2 protein-coding genes are annotated in these 2,492 nt (G+C 44.7%); both read left to right on the plus strand.

What is annotated here, in order from left to right; genetic code table 11:
• The first annotated feature begins 78 nt into the window (after positions 1–78).
• A complete protein-coding gene (locus tag GRP75_RS24375) occupies positions 79–1,800 on the plus strand; it encodes an ABC transporter substrate-binding protein (protein ID WP_202404295.1) in 1,722 nt (573 codons plus the stop codon).
• A 107-nt stretch (positions 1,801–1,907) separates the two neighbouring features.
• Positions 1,908–2,492 (plus strand): ABC transporter permease (locus GRP75_RS24380; protein WP_160790607.1); only part of this gene is annotated, 585 nt, incomplete at its 3' end.

A 2,492-nucleotide genomic window follows, 5' to 3' on the forward strand; every position in this document is an offset into this window, starting at 1 on the left:
GATTCCTATAATGAGATTTATCTTATTAATTACAACTTGTTCGATCGGAATTTACTAAATTAACTCGGGGGGATTATTTTGAGAAAGGGAATTATTCTACTCAGCAGTCTACTTCTGGCAAGTTCTACCTTATTAGCAGCTTGCTCCAGTGGTGGATCAGATAGCGCTAATGATGCTACTTCGCAAAATAGTGATGTCGCACAGACAGCCGCTACAGCGCAGCCATTAACAAGTCTGGTACAAGCTTCAGATTTATCCAAATTGCCGGAAGTGTCCAAAAAGAGAAGCGACACGATTATTGTTGGTCTGACTGACCCAGCCGGGGTGTTTACTCCGTATTTTAACCAAAGCGGCTATGATGGCAACGTGATTTCGCAGTTGTGGACTCCGCTGGTCACGGTAGACGAGAAGGGGCTTCCGCTGCCCAATCTGGCTAAGAGCTGGGATATTTCTAAGGATAATCTAACGTACACGTTTCATCTGGTTCCCGGTACAAAATTCAGTGATGGCTCTCCTTTGACAGCAGAGGATGTCGCTTTTACCTGGACGTTGATCTATGACAAAGCCTATCCTGGTGACAGCCAAATCCGAAAGCTGAACATTAAAGGCGGCAAAGACTTTACGGAAGGCAAGGCAAAACAAATTGAAGGAATCAAGGTGATTGATGCGCAGACCATTTCTGCGACGTTGGAAAAACCAAATGCGCTGGCTCTGCCGATTCTGGGTGACTATGTACTGTCCAAAGCCTACTACGGCAAGGATTACAAGTTCGGACAGCTGGATTATTTTAAAAATTTACATAGTAGCCCTCTGGGAAATGGGGCTTATAAGTTGGAAAAGTTCATTCCAGGGCAAGAAGTTCGTCTGGAGGCGAATGATCACTTTTTCAAAGGCAAACCGAAAACACAGCATTTCATTTACAAAACAGCAGAAGGCGACGCTTGGCAATTCATAGAAACAGGCGATACCGATTTTGCTCAATTCACCGCAACTCAGGAAAATATAGACAAACTAAAAGGGCTTGGCTTTTTAAACATTTTGCCGTATACCCCTAGCACTTACGGATATTTGCAAGTAAATCTTGAAAATGAAAAGCTTAAGGATAAAAAGGTTCGTCAAGCATTGACCTATGGACTGGATCGGAAAAGCATTTATGTCGACGCAGCTCAGGGAGCAGGGGCGGTCGCAAACATTCCAGCTTCCCCAATATTCTGGTCTTACACGACCGATGGAATCAATCCATATAACTACGACCCAGAGCAAGCGAAAAAGCTGCTGGATGAAGCGGGCTGGGCAGAAGGTAGTGATGGCATCCGTGAGAAAAACGGTCAGAAGCTGACCATTCACCTGCTGACCTCTAAACGTCCAGAAACAGATACCTTTATTGCGCTTGCGGCTGAAAATTACAAAGCGATTGGCGTTGACCTACAGCCGGAAATCTTTGCAGACTTTAATGCAATGGTCGCCAAAGTAGAAGGTAAAGATTATGATCTTGCCGCCTTTTCGACAGGCATGCTGACAGATCCATCAGATGGAATCGAGCAATTCGTCAATGGAGAAGTCAAGGGATATAACAATACAAAAGAAAAAGAGCTATATGAAAAAGGCTTGTCTACGACGAATATGGAAGAACGCAAGAAAATATATCAAGAATTATATGTGCTGCTAAACGATGAACTGCCCGTAATTTTTACCAACTATAAGAAGACGGTGTATGCCTACAATGGTCGGATGGAACATGTAAAGGTCAGTCCGTTCATTGGCTTGTCTGGTAATCTGTTCGAATGGTCCCTTAAATAAGCCACATTTGCGGGCCCCTTGTGAAGAACATCAGGTTCGGATCAAGGGGCCTCCCAAATAGGGGAAACGTAATGAGTAGCCTGACCTTGAATTGAAAGGAGTCTGTCATGAGCTCGTTTTTAACGAAAAGACTGACGTATATGGTTATTATTTTGTTGGCCGCTTCGATGATGATTTTTTTCCTGTATGCCATGACACCGGGAGATTTCATAAGCGGCAATCTGAAGCTGTCGCCAGAGAGAAAGGCGGAGCTGAGGGAAATTTACGGCCTGAATAAGCCTATTCTTGAACGCTATGGAAATTGGCTGGGCAATGCGCTGCATGGAAATTTTGGTTATTCGCTTGCCCAGCAGAAGCCGGTGCTGACCTTATTTAATGAGTATATCTGGAACTCGTTTTTGCTGGCCGTTGTATCGACCTTCCTGACCTGGTTTATCGCGGTCATTATCGGTGTGGTTGCTGCTTATAAGCAGTATTCATGGTTTGATACTTTGGTAATGGTGGTGATTTTCGCTGCCATGTCTGTGCCCTCATTTTTTATCGGGTTGTATCTGATTAAAATCGCAGCGGTTGACCTGAAGTGGTTGCCACCCGGTGGCATGCTTAATACGGGGAGTAACGCTACAGGTATGGAGTATGTGAAGGAGGTTCTCCAGCATATGACCTTGCCAGTGATCGTTATGACGCTGCTG

Origin of the sequence: Paenibacillus sp. OT2-17 (genome assembly GCF_009827695.1) — a bacterium.
Classification (GTDB): Bacteria; Bacillota; Bacilli; order Paenibacillales; family Paenibacillaceae; genus Paenibacillus; species Paenibacillus polymyxa_B.